The following is a 17059-nucleotide window of genomic DNA, read 5'->3' as shown; positions in this document are numbered from 1 at the left end:
TTCTTGCCCCTCCTCCCCTTGCGGGAGGGGGGCAGGGGGAGGGGGCTGCGCGCGTCCGCGCGCGAATGGCCTTGGCGTGATGTTGCCGTCCGAGCCGGCTTGCCGAAATCCGGGGGTGGGCCGAGCCGAGAGAACCCCCTCCCCCTAGCCCCCTCCCGCGAGGGGAGGGGGGACTCGGATAGGGATGCGAGGCCCCGCCCATGACCCGCTACCTCCTCGGCCGGGTGGGGCAGGCGGTGCTGGTGCTGTGGGCCGCCTTCACGGCCGCCTTCATCCTGCTGCAGGCTCTGCCCGGCGATGCCATCCTGATCAAGTTCCAGAACCCGGAGCTGGGGCTGAGCCCGGACCAGATCGCCGAGATCCGCCAGTCCTACGGCGCGGACAGCCCGGTCTGGTCGCAGTACCTGCACACGCTGGGCAACTTCCTGACCGGCGATTTCGGCACTTCGGTGCAGGCCGGCGTGCCGGTCGGGGACTCGCTCCTGGCCAACCTGCCGTCGACCCTGTGGCTGGCCGGGCTCGGCTTCGCCCTGGCGCTGCTGCTGGCGGTGGCGATCGCCGCCCTGTCCAGCCTCGCCGCCTTCTCCTGGCTGCGCTCCGCCATCCAGTCGCTGCCGTCGCTGTTCGTCTCGGTCCCGACCTTCTGGCTCGGCATCATGCTGATCCAGATCTTCTCCTTCCGGCTGAAGCTGATCCCGGTGATCAACCCCGGGCCCTGGGAAGGGCTGGTCCTGCCGGTGCTGACCCTGGCGGTGCCGATCTCCGCGCCCTTGGCGCAGATCCTGGTGCGCAACATCGACGCGGTCTCGACCCATCCCTTCGTCGCCGTTGCCCGCGCCAAGGGCGCATCGCGCGCCTGGGTGCTGTGGCGGCACGTGGCCCGCAACGCGCTGCTGCCGACGCTGACCATCGCCGGCGTGCTGTTCGGCGAGATCCTGGCCGGCGCCGTGATCACCGAGACGGTGTTCGGGCTGAACGGCCTGGGCACGCTGACCGAGCGGGCGGTGCGCAACCAGGACACGGCGGTGATCCAGGCGGTCGTCGTCCTCTCCGCCGCCGGCTTCGTCGTCGTCAACCTCATCGTCGACCTGCTGGCCCCGGTGCTGGACCCGCGCCTGAGGTCTCCGGGAGCCGCCGCATGACCTCGCTGCAGACCACCGATCGCGCTCTGCCCGCCAGGCCGCCCCGGCGCCCAGCCTTCTCCCGGCTCGGACGGCTGCAGCCGAGCCTGCTGCTATCGTGGGCGGTGATCGCCATCGTCACGGCCTGGGCCGTCGCCCCCGGCCTGTTCACCAGCTACAGCGCCGTCGCCGGCGTGCCGCGGGAGAAGCTGCGGGCGCCCAGCGCGGAGCACATCCTCGGCACCGACGCGCTCGGCCGCGACCTGTTCGCCCGCATCGTCCACGGCGCGGTGAACTCGCTCTCCGGCGCCTTCGTCGCGGTCGCCGTCGGCCTGCTGGTCGGCACCGCGATCGGCCTCCTCGCAGGCTCGACCGGCCGGCGGATCGACGCGGTGCTGATGCGCATCGTCGACGTGCTGCTGTCGGTGCCGTCGCTGCTGCTGTCGTTGGCGATCATCATCCTGCTCGGCTTCGGCACGGTGCATGCCGCGATCGCCGTCGGCGTCACCTCGATCGGCCGCTTCGCCCGGCTGGCCCGGTCCGAGGTGATCCTGGTCCGCCGGTCCGACTATGTCGAAGCCGCCTTCGGCAGCGGCGGCACTTTCGGCGCGGTGCTGTGGCGGCACATCCTGCCGAATTCCGTGACCTCGGTGATCGCCCTGGCGGCGGTGCAGTTCGGCACGGCGATCCTGCAGATCTCGACCCTCGGCTTCCTCGGCTACGGCGCGCCGCCGCCGACCCCGGAATGGGGCCTCTTGATCGCCGAGGGGCGGAACTACATCGCGACATCCTGGTGGCTGACCACCGTTCCCGGCCTCGTGGTGGTGGCGGTCGTGCTCGCGGCCAACCGCATCGGCCGGTCGATCGGGCGGGGGACGATATGACCGTGCTTCCGGTGCTGGAGGTCGAGAACCTCGCCGTCTCCTATCGCGACGGCCGCGGCGGCGCGCAGCGCGTCGTCGACGGCGTCTCCTTCCGCATCCGGCCGGGCGAGGTGCTGGCGCTGGTCGGCGAATCCGGCTCCGGCAAGACCACCACGGCCCAGGCGGTGATCGGCCTCCTGGCCGAGAACGGCCGGGTCGACGGCGGCGCCATCCGCCTCGCCGGCACCGACATCTCCGGCTGGTCGCAGAAGCGGCTCGACGCCATCCGCGGCGCCCGCATCAGCCTGATCCCGCAGGACCCCGGCAGCTCGCTGAATCCGGTCAAGACCATCGGCGCGCAGGTGGAGGAGATCCTGACCATCCACCGTCGCGGCGATAAGGCGGCGAACCGGGCCAGGGTCATCGAGCTGCTGGCCCGGGTCGGCCTGTCGCGGCCGGAGCTGCGGGCGCGGCAATACCCGCACGAGCTGTCGGGCGGCATGAAGCAGCGCGTGCTGATCGCCATCGCCATCGCGCTGCAGCCGGCCCTGATCATCGCCGACGAGCCGACCAGCGCGCTCGACGTCACGGTGCAGCGCCGGATCCTCGACCTGATCGACGAGCTGCGCCGGGAGTTCGGCACCGCCGTGCTGCTGGTGACCCACGACCTCGGCGTCGCCGCCGACCGGGCCGACCGGCTGATCGTGCTGAAGGGCGGCCGGATCCAGGAGCAGGGTCCTGCCGCCGAGATCCTGGCCGCGCCGAAGAACGCCTATACGATGCAGCTGCTGGCGGACGCGCCGTCCCTGGCGAAGGCCGAGCACCGTGTCCCGCGGCCGGCGGCGGGGCAGGGCGACAGCGCGATCGTGGTCGAGGGGCTGGTCCAGGATTTCGACCTGCCCGGTCGGGGCGGCCGCTTCCGCGCCGTCGACGGCCTGTCCTTCGCCGTGCCGCGCGGCACCACCCACGCCCTGGTCGGCGAATCCGGCTCCGGCAAGACCACCACGGTCCGCGCCGTGGTCGGGTTCCAGAAGCCCACCGCCGGCCGCGTCCTGATCGGCGGCGCCGACCCGTCGGCGCTGAAGAGCGAGGCGCTGCGCCGGTTCCGCCGGACCGTCCAGCTGGTCTACCAGAACCCGTTCGGGTCGCTCGACCCGCGGCAGAGCATATTCGAGATCATCGAGGAGCCTCTGCTGAACTTCGAGCGCCTGCCGAAGCCCGATCGCGCTCGCAAGGTGCGCGACATGCTCGACCGGGTCGGCCTGCCGCAGGCCGTGCTGGACCGGCGGCCGCGGGCCCTGTCGGGCGGCCAGCGCCAGCGCGTCGCCATCGCCCGTGCCCTGGTGCTGGACCCGCAGGTGCTGGTGCTGGACGAGGGGGTGTCGGCGCTCGACGTCACCGTCCAGGCCCAGATCCTCGGCCTGCTCGACACGCTGCAGCGCGACCTCGGCCTGACCTATCTCTTCGTGTCGCACGACCTCGCCGTGGTCCGGCAGATCGCCGACACCGTGTCGGTGCTGCACAACGGCCGGCAGGTCGATTCCGGGCCGGTGGAGGCCGTGTTCCGGAACCCGAGCAGCGACTACACGCGCGAGCTGATCGACGCCATCCCCGGCCGCCGGCTCGCCCTCTCCGCATGACCCCGAAAGGCTTTCTCCCGTGACCATCCAACGGCTCGGCTTCTTCACCCGGCTCCTCGACGAGGCGAGCGCGCAGGAGCGCTACCGCCTGGCGACGGAGCAGATCGCGGCGGCGGAGCGGCACGGCTTCGACAGCGCCTGGGTCGCCCAGCACCATTTCCACGAGCCGGAGGGCGGTCTGCCGGCGCCGCTGGTGTTCCTGGCCCAGGTCGCGGCCCGCACCTCGCGCATCCGCCTCGGCACCGGCATCATCACCCTGCCGCTGGAGAATCCGGTGCGTGTGGCGGAGGACGCGGCGGTGCTCGACCTTCTGTCCGACGGTCGGCTCGAGGTCGGGCTCGGCACCGGCGGCACACCCTCGGCCTTCGCCGCCTTCGGCCTCGACAGCGCCGAGCGGGGGCAGATCTTCGGCCGGAACCTGCAGGTGCTGCTCGACGCCTGGGGCGGCAAGCCGCTCGACGGCGCGGACACCCGGCTGTATCCGGCGGCGCCGCAGCTGCTGGACCGGATCTGGCAGGCCACCTTCTCGGTCGCCGGCGGCGCCCGGGCCGGGGCCGCCGGCGACGGGCTGATGCTGTCGCGCACCCAGCCGCGGCCGGCCGAGGCGCCCGACGCCACCCTGGCCGAGATCCAGAACCCGATCATCGACGCCTATCTCGAGGCGCTGCCGCCGGGGAAGGAGCCGCGCATCCTGGCCTCGCGCAGCGTCTTCGTCGCCGAGGACCGGGAGGCGGCGCGGCGCTTCGCCGAGCGCGGCCTGCGCCGCCAGGCCGACCGCTTCGCTGCCGCCGGACGCGGCGCCCCGGGCGACACGCTGGACCAGCTGATCGCCGCCTTCGACGTGCATCTCGGCACGCCGGACGAGGTGATCGCCTCACTCGGCGCCGACGACACGCTGCGGAGGGCCACCGACCTGGTGGTGCAGGTGCATTCGGTCGACCCGCCGCACCCCTTCATCCTGCGCTCGATCGAGCTGGTGGCGCAGGAGGTGGCGCCCGCCTTCGGCTGGGTGCGCCGGGACCGGGACATCCGCCTCGCCGCCGCGTCCTGCTGACGCCGCCGCAAGAACCATCCGTGAGAAGGACCAGACGATGAGCGAACCGACGGCCGATGTCATCGACCTCCTGGCCGGGGTCGAGCGCGGCTCCGCCCTCGACCGGATCCGGGCCCAGCGCCCCGCCGCCCGGGAGAACGCGCAGAAGAGCTGGGCGGCGCTGTTCCTGCCGGAAGATCCCGGCACGGTGTCGGCGCTGGAGCGCCACGCCGTCGCCGCCTTCGTCGCGGCGCTGCACCGCGAGCCGGCGCCGGCCCGCTTCTACGCCGAGGCGCTTGCCAAGCGCGATTCCGGCCTTGCCGCCGCCGTGGCCGTCGAGGCCGAGCGGGCGGCCACGGAGGGGCCCTATGGCCGCTATCCGGCCGGGCCGCTGAGCGCCGAGGACAAGGACGGCCCGGTCCACCACGTCTCGGATGAGAGCCGCGGCGTGCTCGGCCCGCGCCTCGCGGCGGCGCTGGAGCACACGCATCTGCTGGTGTTCCGCCCGCGCGATGCCAGCGCCGCGGCGCTGCAGGCGCTGCTCGACGCCGGCTGGTCGACCACCGACATCGTCACCCTGTCGCAGCTCGTCGCCTTCCTGTCCTTCCAGATCCGCGTCGTCGCCGGGCTGCGCGCCCTGGCCGCCGCCTGAGGCCCGCCATGACCGAGACCGTCCTGATCCATCCCGACAACCAGGAGCCGACCGTCTTCACCCAGGACGAGCTCGGCTGGCTGCCCTGGCTGGAGCCGTATCCGGCCGACCGGCTGACCGACCGGCACTGGGCCGGGCTGGTCGACCCGGCCCGCGCCAAATCCGACTATTTCCGGCTGCTGGTGCGCGATCCGGACGTGCTGCAGGCGCGCACCAGGACCGACAAGGACATCTTCTACAACCCCGAGGGCGGCCTGCCGCGGGCGGAGCGCGAGCTGGCGGCCACCGCGACCTCGCGCCTCAACGGCTGCATCTACTGCGCCTCGGTCCATTCCCGCTTCGCCACCGTCCATTCCAAGCGCGGCGACGACGTGCAGCGCCTGCTGGACGAGGGCGTCGGCGCCGATCTGGGCGAACGCTGGAACGCCATCGTCGCCGCCGCGGTGGCGCTGACGGCGACGCCGTCGGCCTTCGGGCCGGAGCATGTCGCGCGGCTGCGCGCGGCCGGGCTGGACGACGCCGCGGTCGCCGATGTCATCCAGGGCGCTGCCTTCTTCAACTGGGCCAACCGCCTGATGCTGTCGCTGGGCGAACCGCAGGTCCAGGCCGAGGCCTGACCGATCGAAACGGGAGTTGACCATGAGCCTGTCGCTGGATCACGTGGTGATCGCCGTCCGCGACCTGGACCAGACCGTCGCCGATTACGAGGCGCTCGGCTTCACCGTGGTGCCGGGCGGCGAGCACACGCACGGCGCCAGCCACAACGCGCTGATCGTCTTCGCCGACGACACCTATATCGAGCTGATCGCCTTCCGCCGTCCGAACCCGGAGTTCCGCTGGTGGCGGGTGCTGAGCGAGGCCGGCGACGGGCTGGTCGACTTCGCCCTGCTGCCCGGCGACATCGGGACCGATGTGGCGGCGGCGAAGGCGCGCGGCCTCGCGCTCGACGGGCCGACCGACGGCGGCCGGCTGCGGCCGGACGGGCAGCGGCTGGAATGGCGCACGGCGCGGGCGGCGACCTCGGACCTGCCCTTCCTCTGCGGTGACGTCACGCCGCGGCACCTGCGGGTGCCCGACGGCGATGTCCGCCGCCACGCCAACGGCGCGCTCGGCGTCGCCGGCATCGAGGTGGCGGTGGAGAACCCGGAGGTCAGCGCCTGGCGCTACGGCGCTCTGCTCGGCGCTGCCGTCGATTCCGGCGTGCCGATCGCGCTGGGCAACGGCCAGTCGGTCGGCCTGCTGGGGCCGGACCGCGCCGGCGCGTCGCTGGCGACGCGCGGGGAGGGGCCGGTGTCGCTGACGCTGCGCGTCGCCCCCGGCAGTGCTCCGGGCGATCTCGACCCCGTGCGCACCCAGGGTGTCCGCATCACCCGGATCGCCTGATCCCGGCCGGTCACAGGAAGCTGTTCGCGATCAGCTCCCTCGTGTAGGGGGCGGCGACGCTGCGGGCGCGCAGCGCGTCGGAGGGCAGCTCCTCGACGCAGGCCCCGTCCTTCATCACCAGCACCCGGTCGCACATCTGGCCGACCACGGCGAGGTCGTGGCTGACGAAGACATAGGTCAGCCGGTGCTCCTCGCGCAGGGCCATCAGCAGGTTCAGGATCTCCGCCTGGATCGAGACGTCGAGCGCCGAGGTCGGCTCGTCCAGCAGCACGACCGGCGGGCGCAGGGCCAGCGCCCGGGCGATGGCGATGCGCTGCCGCTGGCCGCCCGACAGCTCGTGCGGGTAGCGGTCGGCGAAGCGCGCCGGCAGGCCCACCCGCGCCAGGGCCCCGGGCACATGGTCCCAGGGATCCGGCAGGCCCATGGCGATCAGCGGCTCGGCCAGGGCGCGGCCGATCCGGTGCCGCGGATGCAGCGACCCGTAGGGATCCTGGAACACCATCTGCACCCGGGCCAGCTCGTCGCGGCCGCGCCGCGGCCCGACCAGGCGCCCGGCCAGCTCGATCCGGCCGGTCCAGCGCTGCTCCAGCCCGGCGAGGCAGCGCAGCACCGTCGACTTGCCGCAGCCGGATTCGCCGACGATGCCGAGCGTGCCGCCGGGCTCGACCGCGAAGGAGACGCCCTTCACCGCATGCACCGTGCCGCGGCGGGAGGAGAAGCGGACGTCGAGATCCGACACCCGGATCATGGCCTCGGCAGCGCTCATCGGGCGGCCTCCTCGAGCGCGGCGAGGCGCGCCCGGTCGATCACCGGCAGCCGGTGCGGCCGCGGGCCGTCGAAGCCGGGCATCGAGGCGATCAGCCCCCGCGTGTAGGGATGCTCGGCCTCGTCGAGCGACCGCAGCTCCTCGACCACCCTTCCGGCATACATCACCAGGATCCGGTCGCAGAAGCGCGCGACCATGCGGATATCGTGGCTGATCAGGATCAGGCCGGAGCCGTTCTCGCGCACCAGCCGGTCGAGCAGGGTCAGCACGTCCTGTCGCACGCTGACGTCGAGCGCCGAGGTCGGCTCGTCGGCGATCACCAGCTTCGGCTTGTTCAGCAGCATCATCGCGATCATCGCGCGCTGGCCCATGCCGCCCGAGATCTCGTGCGGATAGAGCGTCATCATCCGCTCCGGATCCCGGATCCGGACATGGCCGAGCATCTCCAGCGCCGCCTGCCGCGCCGCCCGGCTGCCCAGCTTCAGATGCACCCGCGCGGATTCCGCGATCTGCGTACCGATCGGCTTGACCGGATTCAGCGAATAGCGCGGGTCCTGCAGGATCAGCGCCATGTCCCCGCCGCGGATCCGGGTCATCTCGCGCTCGCTCAGGCTCAGCAGGTCGCGGTCCATGAAGCGCAGCGCGTCGGCCCGCACCCGCGCGCCCTTCGGCTGCAGCCGCATGATCGCGCGCCCGGCCGTCGACTTGCCGGAGCCGCTCTCGCCGACGATGCCGAGCCGCTCGCGGCCCAGCGTGAAGCTGACCTCGTGCACCGCCCGGACCGGTCGGGCCGCCTCGCCGAACTCGACCGACAGCTTCTCGATCTGCAGCATGGGAGCTTCAGCGGGCATGGCGGGGGTCCAAGACGTCGCGCAGCGCGTCGCCGAGCAGGTTGAAGGCCAGGCTGGTGGCCAGGATCGCCAGGCCGGGCATCACCGAGACCCACCAGGCGTCGAGCATGAACTTGCGGCCGCTGGAGATCATCGCCCCCCATTCCGGCGCCGGCGGCTGGGCGCCGAGGCCGAGGAAGCCGAGCCCCGCCGCGGTCAGGATCACGCCGGCCATCGACAGGGTCAGGCGGACGATCACCGACGGGATGCACATCGGCATGACGTAGAGGCCGATCAGGCGCAGATGCGAGGCGCCGTAGAGCCGCGCCGCGGCGATGTACTCGGCCTGGCGCACCACCAGCGTCTCGGCCCGGGCCAGCCGCGCGATCGACGGCCAGGCGGTCAGCGAGATGGCGACGATCGCGGTGCCCAGCCCGGCGCCGAGGGCCGCGGCGAAGGCCAGGGCCAGCACCAGGGACGGGAAGGACAGGACGATGTCGGTGGCCCGCATCAGCACGGCGTCGACCCGCCCGCCGCAATAGCCGGCGACGACGCCGATCAAAAGGCCGATCGGGCCGATGATCAGCGTCACCGTCACCACGATCTGCAGCGTGATCCGGCTGCCCCAGACGAGGCGGCTGAAGATGTCGCGGCCCAGCTCGTCGGTGCCGGCGAGATGCACCCAGTCCGGCCGCTGCAGGACGTTGTCCAGATTCTGCACGGTCGGGTCGTAGGGCGCGATCCAGGGCGCCAGGATTGCGACCAGGACGAGCAGGCCGATGAAGGCGAGGCCCGCCAGCCCCAGCGGCTCGCGGCGCAGGCGGCGCAGGGCCAGCACCCACCAGCTGCGGGCCGCCGGCTGTGCCGCCGCGGGCGGCGCGATCGGCTGCTGCGCTTCCATCGACATCACCGCGCCTCCCGCGTCCGCGGGTCGAGCGCCAGATAGGCCGCATCGGCCAGGGCGTTCAGGATCATGAAGATCAGCCCGATCAGGAGGGTGCAGGCCAGGATGGCGTTCATGTCGCCGATCATCAGCGCATTGGTCATGTACTGGCCGATGCCGGGCCAGGAGAACACGATCTCCACCAGCACCGCCCCCTCCAGCAGATGGCCGTAGGAGATCGCCAGGATGGTGACCAGCTGCACCGCGATGTTCGGCAGGATGTGGCCCAGCACCACGGCGGGCAGGCGCAGCCCCTTGGCCCGGGCGGCGATGATGTAGTCCTGGCCCAGCTGCTCCAGCGTGAAGCTGCGGGTCATGCGGACGATATAGGCCATCGAGGTGTAGGCCAGGATGCAGGCCGGCAGGATCAGGTGGCCCAGCGCGTTCCAGAAGATCTCGGTCTCGCCGGCCAGGAGGCTGTCGATCAGGATGGCGCCGGTCCGCGGCTCGACCAGCCCCTCGTAGAACACGTCGATCCGACCCGGGCCCAGGACCCATTGCAGCCCGGCATAGAATACGATCAGCCCGACGATTCCGAACCAGAACACCGGCAGGGAATGGCCCAGCAGCGACAGCACCCGCGCGATCTGGTCCAGCAGCGTGTCGCGGTAGAGGGCCGCCAGCAGGCCGAGCGGCACGCCGACCGCGACGCTGAGGATGATCGCCAGCGTCGCCAGCTCCAGCGTCGCCGGGAAGGCGGCGGCGAGGTCCGAGACCACCGGGTTGCCGGTCAGCACCGCGGTGCCCAGGTCGCCGTGGAGCAGGTTCGTCAGATAGACCCAGAACTGCTGGGGGATCGGCAGGTCGAGACCCATCTTGGCCCGCATCGCCGCATAGGCGGCCGGATCCGCCAACTCGCCGACGATGGCGCCGACCGGATCGGACGGCATCAGCCGCCCGATCACGAAGGTCAGGCACAGCAGGACGAACAGGCTGAGCAGGAGGCCGAAGGCGCGGCGCAGCAGCCTCAGCGGCAGGTCGCGGGTCATGGCCGGTCCTCCTCGCGCATTGCGGTCACTCGGCCTTCTTCTTCACCGCATCCAGCCGGACGCCGCGGAAGCCCTGGCCGACATAGCCCTCGACCTGCTCCGACACCACCACCGGCGAGAAGCGCTCGAACATCGGCAGGAGGGCCGGGCCGCTGGCCAGGAAGATCTCCTGGATCTTGGTGTAGATGGCCTCGCGCTTGGCCTGGTCGGCTTCGCCGCGGGCCTCGGTCGTCAGCTTGGTCAGCTCCGGGATGTCCCAGGCGGACCGCCAGGTGAAGTAGCCGGAATTGCCGTTCGGGCTGTTGTCGGGGTTGTAGGTGAAGTTCTGCAGCGACCCCAGCGGGTCCGGCATGTTGCCGCCGCCGGAGAGCGGCATCAGCAGGTCGAAGTCGCGGGCCCGGTGGGCGGCGATGATCTGGCTGCCGTTGCCCTGCTCGATCGCGACCTTGATGCCGATCTGGGCCAGCGAGGCCTGGATCGCGGTGGCCAGGTCGACGCGCGGCGTCTCGGCGATCGTCTTCAGCTTCAGCGAGAAGCCGTCCGGGACACCGGCCTTGGCCAGGTATTCCTTGGCCTTGGCGACGTCCAGCTTATAGCCGGGGTCGGGCAGGGCGGTCGGATAGTTCTCCGGCACCGGCACCTGGCGGACGCGGCCATAGGGGCCCATGATCGTCTTCTGCGTGCCGGCGTAGTCGAGGCCCCAGGCGATGGCGCGGCGGACATCGGGGTTGGCCAGGTACTGGTTCTGCGTGTTCATCGCCAGCAGATAGAAGCCGCCGGTCGGCACGCGTTGGGTGACGAAGCCGGCCTTGCCGTCGAAGGCGGCGAGGTCGGAGGCGCCCAGCGCCGTCGCCACGTCGATGTCGCCGCGCTCCAGCAGCAGGCGCTGCACCTGGCTTTCGGCGATGTGGCGCACCACCACCCGCTTCATCGCCGGCGGGCCGCCCCAGAAGCTGTCGTTGCGCTCCAGGAGGATCAGCTCGTTCGGCGCCCAGCGGCGCAGCACGAACGGCCCGGACCCGGCGGAGTTGGCGCGCAGCCAGCCATTGCCGAAATCGCCGTTGGCCTCGTGCTTCGTGGCCTCGGCCTTGTCGATCACGGCGCCGTTGTTGCCGGCCAGCGCGAACAGCACGAACTGGGCGATCGTGCCCTCCGGCAGCTTCAGGCGGAAGGTCTTCGGATCGACCACCTCGAGGAAGTCGTCGATGTTGGTCTCGTCATAGCCGTAGGGCTTCCACAGCGAGGCGGCGGCCTGGTTCAGCTTCAGCATCCGCCGCAGCGACCAGGCGGCGTCCTCGGCCGTCACCGGGTTGCCCGAGGCGAATGTGGCGTCGCGCAGATGGAAGACGATGGACCGGCCGTCCACCTCCCAGCGCTCGGCCAGCTGCGGCACCAGCTCGGTCGGATCATTGGGATCGGTCGAGACCAGCCGGTCGTATATGTTCGAGGTGATGATCCAGGACCCGGACTCGGTCGCCTGGCCGGGGTCCAGCGACAGGACCTGGGCCAGCGACGCGCCGATCACCAGCTGGTCGGCCGGCGTCTTGGCGACGGCGCCGCCGGCCGGCAGCAGCGCGACGGCCAGGGCCAGCAGCCTTGCAACCCACTTTCCCATGGGCGTGCCTCCCGATTTCTAGTATGATGTCAGTTGTATGATGACTGCTTTTTGAAATCTTGGCTTGGCGATCTTGACTTCGCAAGAGGCAAATATGTGACTGGGAAGGAATGGGTGGGGGCCGGCGCCCCGCGCGGATCAGGAGAAGCGGTGCCGAACCGGATGAGTGTCGAAGCGGCGCGGCCGCGGCGCCGCGAGAAGCTGGCCGTCGCCGTCGTCGAGGCCCTGCGCGACCGGATCGTCAACGGCGTGCTGCCGGTCGGGGCCAAGCTGCCGACCGAGCAGCGCCTGATCGACGAGTTCAACGTCAGCCGCACGGTGGTGCGCGAGGCGATCGCCGAACTGCGCGCCAAGGGGCTGGTCGAGCCGCGGCAGGGCGTCGGCGTGTTCGTGACGCCGGTGGCGGAGCCTGCGCCCGGCCTGTTGTCCGGCGACTTCACCCGCCTGTCGGAGGTGCTGGAACTCTTGGAGTTCCGCATGGGGGTGGAGATCGAGGCCGCGGGCCTGGCGGCGCTGCGCCGGTCCTCGGGGCAGGAGGCCGAGATCCTGCTGGCGCATGAGCGCATGATCGCCGTGGTGGATGGCGGCGGCAGCGCCGTCGACGCCGACTTCGCACTGCACCTCGCGATCGCCGCCGCCACCAACAACCACTTCTACACCGACGTCCTGAAATATCTCGGCCAGCGCACCATCCCGCGCAGCCGGCTGGGCGATTCGGCCGAGGCGACCACCGGCTATCTGCGCAAGGTGATCGTCGAGCACGCCCGGATCATCGAGGCGATCGAGCGCCAGGACCCGGACGGCGCCCGCCTGGCCATGCGCCACCATCTGACCGAAAGCCAGCGCCGCTACCGGATCATGGGCGGGCTGCCGGCCGAGTCCGCGCCCTGACGCGACGCCGGCCCTCCTTGTCACCACTCGTATGATGACATATCAATCGGGCGAACAGATCTCGACGGGAGGCGGGCATGTATCTCGGGACGCAGAACGGGGTGCGCGACGACGACGATTACCGGGTGCTGGCCCAGCTCGGCGTCCGGCACCTGAACGACAACCCGCCCGGCAATCCGCACGACTGGACGCTGGACGTGCTGCTGCGCCACCGCGAGAAGATCGAGAGCTTCGGCCTGGTGCTCGACATGGTGCAGCTGCCGCTGGCCTCGCGTCCGATCGAGCAGTCGGAGAGCCCCGACATCCTGTCGGCGGGGCCCAACCGCGACCGCCAGATCGACTCGATCTGCCGGCTGATCGAGAACCTGGCGCGGGCGGGGATCCCGGCGGCCAAGTACAACCTCAACATCATCGGCATCCCGCGCACGCCGGACGAGCCGGGGCGCGGCGGCTCGATGAACGCCTCCTTCCGCTGGGAGAAGGCGGACCACGATGCGCCGCCGACCATGGTCGGCACCCTGTCCGAGGACGAGAACTGGGAGCGCATCGACTATTTCCTGGAACGCGTCGTGCCGGTGGCCGAGGCGAACAGGATCCGGCTGGCCTGCCACCCGCACGACCCCTACACCCCGCCGGGCTACCGCGGCGTCACCCGGGTGCTGGGGACGGTCGAGGGGCTGAAGAAATTCGTGCAGATGCGCGAGAGCCCCTATCACGGCCTCAATTTCTGCCAGGGCACGATCGGCGAGATGCTGGACGACCCCCGCAACGAGATCGATGACGTGATCCGCTGGTTCGGCAGCCGCGGCAAGATCTTCAACGTCCACTTCCGCAACATCCGCGGCCGCAAGCTCTCCTTCATGGAGACGTTCCCGGAGGAGGGCGACATGGACATGTGGCGGTCGATCAAGCTCTATGCCGAGCTCGGATATCCCTACATGGTGATGCCGGACCACGTGCCGACGATCAGCGGCCGCGACCCGGAAGGCGTCGCCTTCGCCTTCTGCTACGGCTACATCGCCGCCCAGCTCGAGGCGGTCAGCCAGCTCTATCCGGGGTCGGTGACGCGCTGATCCCCAACTCGTCATTGCGAGCGCAGCGAAGCAATCCAGGGCGGCTCGCACGGCTCTGGATTGCTTCGTCGGCTTCGCCTCCTCGCAATGACGGTGACGGCCGGGTGATGCGTGAAGCCGTCTGCTGAGAGCCTGCCTCTCAGGCCGATCGCGCCCGGTGGCCGGTCGCCTGAGCCGGCGCCTGCAGCGCCAGATCGTCGAGGATCGGGCAGTCGGGGCGGTGGTCGCCGTGGCAGCTCGCCGAGAGATGCTTCAGCGTGGCGATCATCTGCTTCAGGCCTTCGACCTTCTGCTCCAGCTCGGCGACGTGTTCGAGCGCGATCCGCTTCACATCGGCGCTCGACCGGGCGCGGTCCTGCCACAGCGCCAGCAGGCCGGTGATCTGCTCGACCGAGAAGCCGAGATCGCGCGCCCGGCGGATGAAGCGCAGCGTGTGCACGTCGTCCGCGCTGTAGACGCGGTAGCCGGCCTCGGTCCGCACCGCCTTCCGGATCAGCCCGACCGACTCGTAGTAGCGGATCATCTTGGCGGAGACGCCGGAGGCGGCCGCGGCCTGCCCGATGTTCATGGTCTCGCCTCCTGCAGCGCGTTCGGGAAGGACGCCGCCGGCCCGCCCTCCCGGTCGGCCAGCGGCGGCCGGAAGCGGCGGAGCCGGAGGGCGTTGGCCAGCACGAAGACGCTCGACAGCGCCATCGCGCCGGCCGCCAGGATCGGCGACAGCAGCCAGCCCTGGGCCGGATAGAGGGCGCCGGCGGCCACCGGGATCAGCGCGACGTTGTAGGCGAAGGCCCAGAACAGGTTCTGCTTGATGTTCCGGATCGTCGCCCGCGACAGGGCGATGGCGTTGACCACGCCGCGCAGGTCGCCCGACATCAGCACCAGATCGGCGCTCTCGATGGCGATGTCCGTGCCGGTGCCGATGGCGATGCCGACATCGGCGGCGGCCAGGGCCGGCGCGTCGTTGATGCCGTCGCCGACGAAGGCGACCCGGCGATCGCCGGCGGCCAGCCGCCGCACCGCCTCGACCTTGCCCTCGGGCAGCACCTCGGCGGCCACCTCGTCGATGCCCAGGCGCCGGGCGATCGCCTGCGCCGTGCCGCGGTTGTCGCCGGTGACCATCGCCACCTTCAGGCCCAGCGCGTGCAGGGCGCGGATCGCCTCCGGAGTCGTGTCCCGGATCGGGTCCGACACCGCCAGGACCGCCGCCAGCCGCCCGTCGACCGCGGCGTAGAGCGGCGACTTGCCGTCCTCGCCCAGCCGGCGCGCCGCCGCGGCGAAGGCGGAGGGATCATGGCCGAGCTGGCGCATGAACCGGTCGGCCCCGACCGCGACGTGCCGGCCTTCGACCGAGGCGGTCACGCCATGGCCCGCCACCGCCTCGAAGGCCTCGGCCGGCGCCAGCGCCAGGCCGCGCTTCCCGGCCGCCGCGACGATCGCCTCGGCGATCGGGTGCTCGGACCGCGCCTCCACCGAGGCGACGAGCCGCAGGACCTCGTCGCGATCGAAGCCGTCGAGCGTGTCGAGATCCGTCAGCTCCGGCCGGCCGCGGGTCAGCGTGCCGGTCTTGTCGACCGCGATCACCTGGGCATCGCGCAGGGTCTGCAGCGCATCGCCCTTGCGGAACAGCACCCCCATCTCCGCGGCGCGGCCGGTGCCGACCATGATCGAGGTCGGCGTCGCCAGCCCCATGGCGCAGGGGCAGGCGATGATCAGCACGGCCACCGCATTGACCAGGGCGAAGGCGAGCGCCGGATCCGGGCCGAAGGCCAGCCAGACCAGGAAGGTCGCGGCCGACGCCGCCATCACGGCGGGCACGAACCAGGCCGTCACCTTGTCGACCAGGGCCTGGATCGGCAGCTTCGCCCCTTGCGCCTGCTCGACCATGCGGATGATCTGGGCCAGCACCGTCTCGCCGCCCACCCGGGTGGCGCGGAAGGAGAAGCTGCCGGTCTTGTTGACGGTGCCGCCGACGACCTCGGCGCCGACGCCCTTGGCCACCGGCACCGGCTCGCCGGTGATCATCGCCTCGTCAACGAAGGACGAGCCCTCGACCACCTCGCCGTCGACCGGCACCCGCTCGCCCGGCCGCACCAGCACGATGTCGCCGGCCCGCACCTCCGCGACCGGCAGGTCCAGCGTGCGGCCGTCGCGGACCACCCGCGCCGTCTTCGGCTGCAGCCCGACCAGCCGCCGGATCGCCTCCGAGGTCCGGCCCTTGGCCCGCGCCTCCAGCGTGCGGCCCAGCAGGATCAGCGTGATGATCACGGCCGCAGCCTCGTAATAGACATTGGCGGTGCCGGCGGGCAGCACGCCGGGCAGGAAGGTCGCGACGACCGAATAGCCCCAGGCGGCGGCGGTCCCCAGCACGACCAGCGAGTTCATGTCCGGCGCCCCGCGCAGCAGGGCCGGCACGCCCTTGCGGAAGAACCGCAGCCCGGGGCCGAAGAGGACCAGGGTCGCGAGGACGAACTGGAGGTACCAGCTCTCCCGCATCCCGATCGTCGTCATGACGACATCGTGGATGGCGGGGACGAAATGCGACCCCATCTCGAGGACGAAGACCGGCAGCGTCAGGGCGGCCGCGACAGCCAGGCTCCGCCCCAGCGCCTTGGATTCCGCGGCACGGGCGTCGCGCTCGCGGTCGCTGATGTCCTCCGAACCGATGCGCCGGGCCTCGTACCCCGCCTCGCGCACCGCCTGCTCCAGCGCCTCCGGCTGGACCGCGCCGCGGACGAAGCGGACCGTGCCGCGCTCGGTGGCGAGGTTGACCGCGGCCCCGGTCACGCCGGGCACCGCCAGCAGCCTCTTCTCGACCCGCGCGACGCAGGAGGCGCAGGTCATGCCCTGGATCGCCAGCTCGACCGTGTCCTGCGGCACGGCGTAGCCGGCGTGCTCGATCGCCTGCACCACCGCCGGAATGTCGGGCGCGGCCGCGAACGACACCTCGGCGCGCTCGGTCGCCAGGTTCACGGCCGCCGCGGCGATGCCCGGCGTCCGCGCGATCGACTGCTCGACCCGTCGGACGCAGGAGGCGCAGGTCATGCCCTCGATGGCGACCTGATGCACCTCCCGCCCGGCGGCGCCCGGCGCGGACGCGCCCGATGTCAATTCTGCTACGGCCACGATTCCCATCCTCGCAACAGCGGATGTGGGGAGAGATGGACCTTCCCACAATGGGAAGGTCAAGGGGGCCGCCGGACGATTTCCTTCTGGCCGCGGGCTTCGGCGGAAACTTGCCGATGCCGATCCCCTGGTCGGCG

16 protein-coding genes are annotated in these 17059 nt (G+C 71.6%); 9 read left to right on the top strand and 7 right to left on the bottom strand.

Annotated elements, in window-relative coordinates; all coding sequences use genetic code 11:
- Positions 1 to 200: 200 nt before the first annotated feature.
- Genes G537_RS0121695 through G537_RS0121665 form a run of 7 tightly spaced genes read left to right on the top strand, consistent with a single transcriptional unit; the run spans position 201 to position 6692 of the window.
- Positions 201 to 1142 carry an ABC transporter permease gene (locus G537_RS0121695; protein WP_026871908.1) on the top strand — a complete coding sequence of 314 codons (942 nt, stop codon included), beginning with the start codon at positions 201 to 203 and terminating at the stop codon, positions 1140 to 1142.
- Positions 1139 to 2005, top strand: a complete 867-nt coding sequence (locus G537_RS0121690) for an ABC transporter permease (protein ID WP_026871907.1) — start codon at positions 1139 to 1141, stop codon at positions 2003 to 2005. Before G537_RS0121695 ends, G537_RS0121690 begins: the two co-directional genes overlap by 4 nt.
- Positions 2002 to 3624 (top strand): dipeptide ABC transporter ATP-binding protein, encoded by a 1623-nt coding sequence (locus tag G537_RS39180; RefSeq protein ID WP_034852550.1) that lies wholly within the window; start codon positions 2002 to 2004, stop codon positions 3622 to 3624. The genes G537_RS0121690 and G537_RS39180 overlap by 4 nt, the downstream gene beginning before the upstream one ends.
- Before the next feature lie 19 nt (positions 3625 to 3643).
- On the top strand, positions 3644 to 4678 hold the full coding sequence (locus G537_RS0121680) for a putative FMN-dependent luciferase-like monooxygenase (protein ID WP_026871906.1): 1035 nt from the start codon (positions 3644 to 3646) through the stop codon (positions 4676 to 4678).
- A 37-nt stretch (positions 4679 to 4715) separates the two neighbouring features.
- Complete coding sequence (locus tag G537_RS0121675; protein ID WP_026871905.1) at positions 4716 to 5309, top strand: CMD domain protein; 594 nt, start codon at positions 4716 to 4718, stop codon at positions 5307 to 5309.
- 8 nt (positions 5310 to 5317) lie between these two features.
- Positions 5318 to 5926: an alkylhydroperoxidase domain protein gene (locus tag G537_RS0121670; protein WP_026871904.1), complete on the top strand. Its 609-nt coding sequence runs from the start codon at positions 5318 to 5320 to the stop codon at positions 5924 to 5926.
- A 22-nt stretch (positions 5927 to 5948) separates the two neighbouring features.
- Complete coding sequence (locus G537_RS0121665) at positions 5949 to 6692, top strand: VOC family protein (protein WP_026871903.1); 744 nt, start codon at positions 5949 to 5951, stop codon at positions 6690 to 6692.
- A 10-nt stretch (positions 6693 to 6702) separates the two neighbouring features.
- On the opposite strand, the gene G537_RS0121660 is transcribed toward G537_RS0121665, so the two are convergent.
- The 5 genes from G537_RS0121660 to G537_RS0121640 are packed head-to-tail and all read right to left on the bottom strand — an operon-like array spanning position 6703 to position 11835.
- Positions 6703 to 7458, bottom strand: coding sequence for an ABC transporter ATP-binding protein (locus tag G537_RS0121660; protein WP_211230457.1), 756 nt, complete (start codon positions 7456 to 7458; stop codon positions 6703 to 6705).
- Complete coding sequence (locus G537_RS0121655) at positions 7455 to 8309, bottom strand: ABC transporter ATP-binding protein (RefSeq protein WP_026871901.1); 855 nt, start codon at positions 8307 to 8309, stop codon at positions 7455 to 7457. The genes G537_RS0121660 and G537_RS0121655 overlap by 4 nt, the downstream gene beginning before the upstream one ends.
- Positions 8299 to 9195 carry an ABC transporter permease gene (locus G537_RS0121650; RefSeq protein WP_026871900.1) on the bottom strand — a complete coding sequence of 299 codons (897 nt, stop codon included), beginning with the start codon at positions 9193 to 9195 and terminating at the stop codon, positions 8299 to 8301. The genes G537_RS0121655 and G537_RS0121650 overlap by 11 nt, the downstream gene beginning before the upstream one ends.
- The gene (locus G537_RS0121645; protein WP_026871899.1) at positions 9195 to 10220 is read right to left on the bottom strand and encodes an ABC transporter permease; all 1026 of its coding nucleotides are present in this window, start codon (positions 10218 to 10220) and stop codon (positions 9195 to 9197) included. The genes G537_RS0121650 and G537_RS0121645 overlap by 1 nt, the downstream gene beginning before the upstream one ends.
- A 25-nt stretch (positions 10221 to 10245) precedes the next feature.
- Positions 10246 to 11835 (bottom strand): ABC transporter substrate-binding protein, encoded by a 1590-nt coding sequence (locus G537_RS0121640; RefSeq protein ID WP_026871898.1) that lies wholly within the window; start codon positions 11833 to 11835, stop codon positions 10246 to 10248.
- Between the two features lie 150 nt (positions 11836 to 11985).
- Here G537_RS0121640 and G537_RS0121635 point away from each other — a divergent pair, with 150 nt between their 5' ends.
- On the top strand, positions 11986 to 12726 hold the full coding sequence (locus G537_RS0121635; protein WP_211230456.1) for a FadR/GntR family transcriptional regulator: 741 nt from the start codon (positions 11986 to 11988) through the stop codon (positions 12724 to 12726).
- Between the two features lie 77 nt (positions 12727 to 12803).
- On the top strand, positions 12804 to 13799 hold the full coding sequence (locus G537_RS0121630; protein WP_026871896.1) for a mannonate dehydratase: 996 nt from the start codon (positions 12804 to 12806) through the stop codon (positions 13797 to 13799).
- 139 nt (positions 13800 to 13938) lie between these two features.
- On the opposite strand, the gene cueR is transcribed toward G537_RS0121630, so the two are convergent.
- Both cueR and G537_RS39170 read right to left on the bottom strand, forming a co-directional pair.
- Positions 13939 to 14367: a Cu(I)-responsive transcriptional regulator gene (cueR, locus tag G537_RS39175; RefSeq protein ID WP_051248821.1), complete on the bottom strand. Its 429-nt coding sequence runs from the start codon at positions 14365 to 14367 to the stop codon at positions 13939 to 13941.
- Positions 14364 to 16922 (bottom strand): heavy metal translocating P-type ATPase, encoded by a 2559-nt coding sequence (locus G537_RS39170; protein WP_425402302.1) that lies wholly within the window; start codon positions 16920 to 16922, stop codon positions 14364 to 14366. The genes cueR and G537_RS39170 overlap by 4 nt, the downstream gene beginning before the upstream one ends.
- Positions 16923 to 17059 lie beyond the last annotated feature (137 nt).

This window comes from Inquilinus limosus DSM 16000, from assembly GCF_000423185.1.
GTDB lineage: Bacteria > Pseudomonadota > Alphaproteobacteria > DSM-16000 > Inquilinaceae > Inquilinus > Inquilinus limosus.
The sequence above is the reverse complement of the archived record's forward strand: the minus strand, read 5'-3'. Positions and strand labels throughout refer to the sequence as shown.